This is a genomic window from Testudinibacter sp. 'clade 2' (assembly GCF_006227735.1).
GTDB lineage: Bacteria > Pseudomonadota > Gammaproteobacteria > Enterobacterales > Pasteurellaceae > Chelonobacter.
In genome coordinates this window covers 1-5,481 of the sequence record NZ_VDHB01000165.1, presented here as the reverse complement: position 1 = coordinate 5,481, position 5,481 = coordinate 1, and the positions used below count along the sequence as shown (strand labels likewise).

Annotated in this window: 4 protein-coding genes; 3 read left to right on the top strand and 1 reads right to left on the bottom strand. The window is 47.7% G+C overall.

What is annotated here, in order from left to right:
- Positions 1–66: 66 nt before the first annotated feature.
- Positions 67–1,002, bottom strand: coding sequence for a malate dehydrogenase (mdh, locus tag FHQ30_RS11645; RefSeq protein ID WP_139612233.1), 936 nt, complete (start codon positions 1,000–1,002; stop codon positions 67–69).
- A 309-nt stretch (positions 1,003–1,311) separates the two neighbouring features.
- On the opposite strand from mdh, the gene argR reads away from it, so the two are divergent.
- The 3 genes from argR (at position 1,312) to mrcB (ending at position 5,290) form a co-directional block, all read left to right on the top strand.
- Complete coding sequence (argR, locus tag FHQ30_RS11640) at positions 1,312–1,776, top strand: transcriptional regulator ArgR (protein ID WP_139612235.1); 465 nt, start codon at positions 1,312–1,314, stop codon at positions 1,774–1,776.
- An 80-nt stretch (positions 1,777–1,856) separates the two neighbouring features.
- Positions 1,857–2,756: a TIGR01777 family oxidoreductase gene (locus FHQ30_RS11635; protein ID WP_139612234.1), complete on the top strand. Its 900-nt coding sequence runs from the start codon at positions 1,857–1,859 to the stop codon at positions 2,754–2,756.
- Positions 2,757–2,935: 179 nt separating this feature from the next.
- Positions 2,936–5,290 (top strand): penicillin-binding protein 1B, encoded by a 2,355-nt coding sequence (gene mrcB / locus FHQ30_RS11630; protein ID WP_139612236.1) that lies wholly within the window; start codon positions 2,936–2,938, stop codon positions 5,288–5,290.
- Positions 5,291–5,481: the final 191 nt, after the last annotated feature.

The following is a 5,481-nucleotide window of genomic DNA, read 5'->3' as shown; positions in this document are numbered from 1 at the left end:
CTTTGTCAGCAGTCTAAAGCCGCTAACAATAGTAGCGGCTTCTCTTCATAACATCACGAATCGAACTTAGTTATTCACAAATTTCTCGCCCAATTCGATATCGGCTTTCAAGGTCGGCAGCATGTCTTCAATCGCTTGCTGTTCGAAAGCACTTAATGGACCAATTGGTAGAATTTCTTCCACGCCGTTTTTGCCTAAACGCACCGGCTCAGCGAAGAAACGGGCATATTTGCCGTCGCCTTCAACATAGCTGTACTCAACCGCACTTTCGCCACTCAACCCTTTCAGTACAGAAATACCGAAACGTGCTGCGGCTTGTGCCATTGACAATGTTGCTGATCCGCCACCGGCTTTGGCTTCCACTACTTCAGTACCGGCATTTTGAATGCGCTTGGTCAGGCTTGCCACTTCTTCATCGCTCCAGCTCACGCCAGCCACTTGTGACAGCAATGGCAGAATCGTCACGCCGGAATGTCCGCCGATCACCGGCACTTTCACCTTATCCAAGGCAACATTTTTCAATTCAGCAACAAAGGTTTCAGAGCGGATCACATCTAATGTGGTGACACCAAACAGTTTATTCTTGTCGTAAACACCGGCTTTTTTCAGCACTTCTGCTGCAATCGCCACCGTAGTATTGACCGGATTAGTGATAATGCCGATACAGGCTTTCGGGCAAGTGGCAGCCACTTTTTCCACCAAATTGCGAATAATACTGGCGTTAATATTGAATAAATCAGAACGATCCATACCCGGTTTTCTCGCCACCCCCGCAGAGATCAACACCAAATCCGCCCCGACCAGTGCCGGAGTCGGATCTTCTCCGGCAAAACCTGAGGCTTTAACCGCCGTTGGAATGTGGCTGATATCTTTTGCAACGCCCGGCGTGACCGGTGCAATATCATAAAGGGAAAGTTCTGTTCCTGCCGGACATTGTAATTTAAGCAATAATGCCAGTGCTTGACCGATACCGCCTGCGGCGCCCAAAACTGCTACTTTCATTCAGAAACTCCTTAGAAATTAATCAATAAAAAATGAATTAAACTGTCGTTAAGTGTAAGGCGTTTGAATTGGTGATTCAAATAGATAAGTTCAATATTGAGAGCTTGAGCATACTTTTGTTAAAAATAACACCCTGCGTTTTCCTCTATAGGCCTTCACCGCTCACAAAACCGACAGCGAGATCGACGCTATTGGAAATTTTGATTGCTTTTTGTCAGAATCATATGCAATATTTATGCAATTTTTTTGCATAGTAATGACTTAGCACAGCTATGATAACCATAATATGATAACCATAATTTTATGAACATGGATAACAAACCGGATTCTTTAAGCAATGCTTTTCGCTCGCTACTCGCCGAGGAGAAATATGCCTCTCAGAGTGAAATTGTTGAGGCATTACAACAACAAGGCTTTAACCAAGTCAATCAATCGAAAATATCGCGTATGTTGGCGAAATTCGGTGCGGTTCGGATTCGTAATTCCAAAATGCAAACCGTCTATTGCCTGCCGCCGGAACTCAGTTTGCCACACACCAGCAGCCCGCTGAAAAATCTAGTATTGGATATCGATCACAACGCAGCGGTGATTGTGATTCGCACCAGCCCCGGTGGCGCCCAATTAATTGCTCGTTTGCTGGATTCAATGGGGAAAAACGAAGGTATTTTGGGTACGATCGCCGGTGACGACACGGTTTTCATCACGCCGACCCGTAACACCGAAATCACCCGCTTAATGTCGAATATTCAATATTTATTTGAGACCTCGCTTTAGTTTTTGCCTTTTGCCGCTTGCTTTTTTCTGTCTAATTGCCTAAAACGGTATTCTGCAACGTTTAATTTGGAGGAGTGGATATGAAAATCTTTATCACCGGCGGCACCGGTCTTATCGGACAGGTTCTCACCCGCTCTTTGCTGTCGCAAGGGCATCAACTGACCCTGTTAAGCCGCAATCCTGCACAAGCTCGCACAAAATTTCCCGATTTGGATCTGGAATTTGTACCGACCTTAAACAGCTATTCCAGTTTCGATCAATATGATGCAGTGATCAACCTCGCCGGCGAGCCGATTTTTGACAAGGCATGGCACGATGAGCAGAAAAAACAGCTGATCGACAGCCGCATCAAAATCACCGAGCGCTTGGTCGAACTGATTAATGCCGGCAAAACGCCACCGCACAGCTTTATTTCCGGTTCTGCCGTGGGGTATTACGGCGATAATGGCGAAAGTGCGGTCAGTGAAGACAATCCGAAAGGCGATCAATTTCCGGCGCAACTCTGTTATCAATGGGAACAAGCGGCGCTGCAAGCCAACAGCCGTACCTGCCTGCTGCGCACCGCCAATGTGCTGTCAACGCACGGCGGTGCATTGGCAAAAATGCTGCCGCTGTATAAGTGCGGTTTGGGTGGCAAGCTCGGTTCCGGCAAACAGTATTGGGCATGGATCCACCGCCAAGACATGGTGGCAGCAATTGAATTTCTGCTTAATCACCCGACTTGCCAAGGCGCATTTAACCTGTGTAGCCCGAATCCGGTGCGCAACAATGAGTTTAACCGCACTTTGGCTAACACCTTGCGCCGACCGCACTTTGCCTTTGTGCCGGCGTTTATGCTCAAACTGGTGTTCGGCGAACGGGCGCAACTGCTGCTGGACAGTCAAAATATTTTGCCTTGCCGTTTAATCAAGGCCGGATTTGAATTCCACTTCGACAAGCTTGCCGACGCCTTGCACGATTGTATTAAAAACAAGAGTTAAATGTAGGGTCTGTTGATATTTGTTACGGTTTTGGGTGTCGGCTATGATACAATTTGCACTCATTTACACACAAGAAACCGAAACGCATGACTGCCGCAAAAAAGACAATGCCAAATTCAACCGCTGCTAAAAAAAACGAATCCGCACCAAAAAGGCGTTTTAACCGTCAGAACTGCCTGATGTTCGGGCTGAAAGTCGGTTTTACCGCACTTTGCTGTGTGGCGTTTTATTTGATCTATTTGGACGGACAGATTCGTTCCAAAATGGACGGCAAATTGTGGCAACTGCCGGCGGAAGTTTACGGTAATATTCAAAGTGTGCGCCGCTCCGACAGTGATTCGCTGAATCAAATCACAAGCCTATTACTGGACAACGGTTACCGCCAAACCAACTTATTAGGCACACCGGGCGATTTCAAAGTGGAAAACGACAGCATTGTGTTAATCCGCCGTGCTTTTCCGTTCCCGGACGGTGCCGAGCCACAGCGTGTATTGCGGCTACGTTTTAATCAAAATAGATTGAACGTTATCGAAGATTTAGTCAACCGCCGTGCCGTTGATGAATTCCGTTTTGACCCCAAGTTGATTGCGATGTTGCAATCCAACAATGAAGATCGCCTCGCAACACCATTGCATCAATATCCGCGCTTATTAATCGATACCCTGTTGTTGGTGGAAGATCGCCGTTTTTATCAACATGATGGCGTGAGTCTGTTGGGGATTAGCCGCGCCTTGATCACCAATATTCAAGCCGGACAAACAGTGCAAGGTGGCAGCACCTTGACCCAACAATTGGTGAAAAATCTGTTTTTAAGCAATGAACGTAGTCTAACGCGTAAAGTGAACGAAGCGTTAATGGCGGTGCTGATGGATGCCCGTTACGATAAAAATCGTATTTTAGAAACCTATCTGAACGAAGTCTATCTGGCGCAAGACGGTGACACCCAAATTCACGGCTTCGCTTTGGCGAGCCAGTTCTTTTTCGGACGTCCGGTGCAAGAAATCAGCCTCGACCAAATTGCGTTATTGGTCGGTATGGTGAAAGGTCCGTCGCTGTACAACCCGTGGCGCAACCCGAATAATGCTTTGCAACGGCGCAATGTGGTGCTGAAAACCATGTTGGAACACGCGATCATCGATCAAAAATTGTATGATCTGCTCAGTGCACGCCCGCTTGGAGTGCAGACTCGCGGCTCAATTAGCAAATCACAACCCGCATTTATGCAGTTGTTACAACAAGATCTGCAACAGCAATTGGGCGAAGCCAAAGCCAATAATCTGTCCGGCGCACGCATTTTCACCACCTTAGACAGCCAGAAACAACGTGCTGCCGAGCGCGCCTTGATCAATGCGGTGCAACAGTTAAAAGTAAAACAAAAAATTGCCGATTTGGAATCGGCAATCGTCGTTGCGGATTATCACAACGGCGCCGTGTTGGCAATGGTTGGCGGCGTACAAACCCAATATGCCGGCTTCAACCGTGCGTTACGTTCACAGCGTCAAATCGGCTCGTTGGTAAAACCGCCGATATATCTCGCCGCTTTATTAGAACCACAAAATTTTCGGCTGAATACCCCGATTGAAAACCGTCCTTTGACGATTAAAATCAAAGGCAGTGCCGACTGGCAGCCACGCAACTATGATAATAAATTTGGTGGCTCGGTGATGCTGTTAGATGCATTGGTACGTTCATTAAATGTACCGACGGTCAACATCGGGATGAAAGTGGGCTTGGATAAAGTGATCGATGTGCAGCAGGCGATGGGTTGGGATCAAATTAAAATTCCAAAAGTGCCTGCGATGTTGCTAGGTTCTTATTCGATTTCGCCTTATGACGTGACCAAACTGTATCAAGTGATCGCCAATGAAGGCAAAAAAATTCCGCTTTCTGCGATTGAAAGTGTGTATCAACGCAACGGCGAAGTAATTTATCAGCGGGCATTCGAGCCGCAACAAGTGGTTGCGGAAGAGGCGGCGATTCAAACGTTGTATGCGATGCAGCAAGCCGTAGAGCGTGGCACCGGGCGCAGTTTGCAACAAAATTTTGCCCAATACCGTTTAGCCGGCAAAACAGGCACCACCAACGAGGCGCGTGATACTTGGTTTGTCGGTATTGACGGTGAAAATGTTACCACGGTTTGGTTGGGACGTGACAACAACGGCAAAACCGGCTTGACCGGTGCCAGTGGCGCACTCAGCGTATATCGTGAATACCTCAGTTTGATGCCGCCAACGGTATTAAATTTACCCAAATCCGATAATCTGCAATGGGTTGGCATTAATGATTACGGCAGCTGGAATTGCAACAGCAGCCGCACGATTCCAGTGTGGACGGATAAAAACCAGAATTTTTGTGCCTCCGCCTCGGCAGTCGTTCCGAGCGGTGCAGCACCAGCGGCAGCAACCTCACTTCAGGATGCTACGCCAAGTGATGTCGAAAGTTCTGTTGAAAAACAACCCAGTGTTTGGGACGCCTTGGAGTTACAGCAAGACAGCGCTCCGGCACCGGTGGAGGATGCCCAGCCGAGCCACTAACCAGCCGATAGCCTAATTTTATCCGACAGCGACCTACGGTCGCAATCGGTTAAGCATTGATGAGAGGCTTTGCCTCTCTGAAGCAGCCGCAAAGCGGCTGATCTATGCGTAACCTAGTACGGCTTTGCCGTGCTAGGCTAAAAGGATTAGTTTTAGCTCAAATAATATACTCAAAACATCAACAGACCCTA

Coding starts and splice junctions, on each gene's coding strand:
- argR (WP_139612235.1), top strand. CDS start 1,312: ATGGATAACAAACCGGATTCTTTAAGCAATGCTTTTCGCTCGCTACTC.
- mrcB (WP_139612236.1), top strand. CDS start 2,936: ATGTTCGGGCTGAAAGTCGGTTTTACCGCACTTTGCTGTGTGGCGTTT.
- mdh (WP_139612233.1), bottom strand. CDS start 1,002: ATGAAAGTAGCAGTTTTGGGCGCCGCAGGCGGTATCGGTCAAGCACTG.
- FHQ30_RS11635 (WP_139612234.1), top strand. CDS start 1,857: ATGAAAATCTTTATCACCGGCGGCACCGGTCTTATCGGACAGGTTCTC.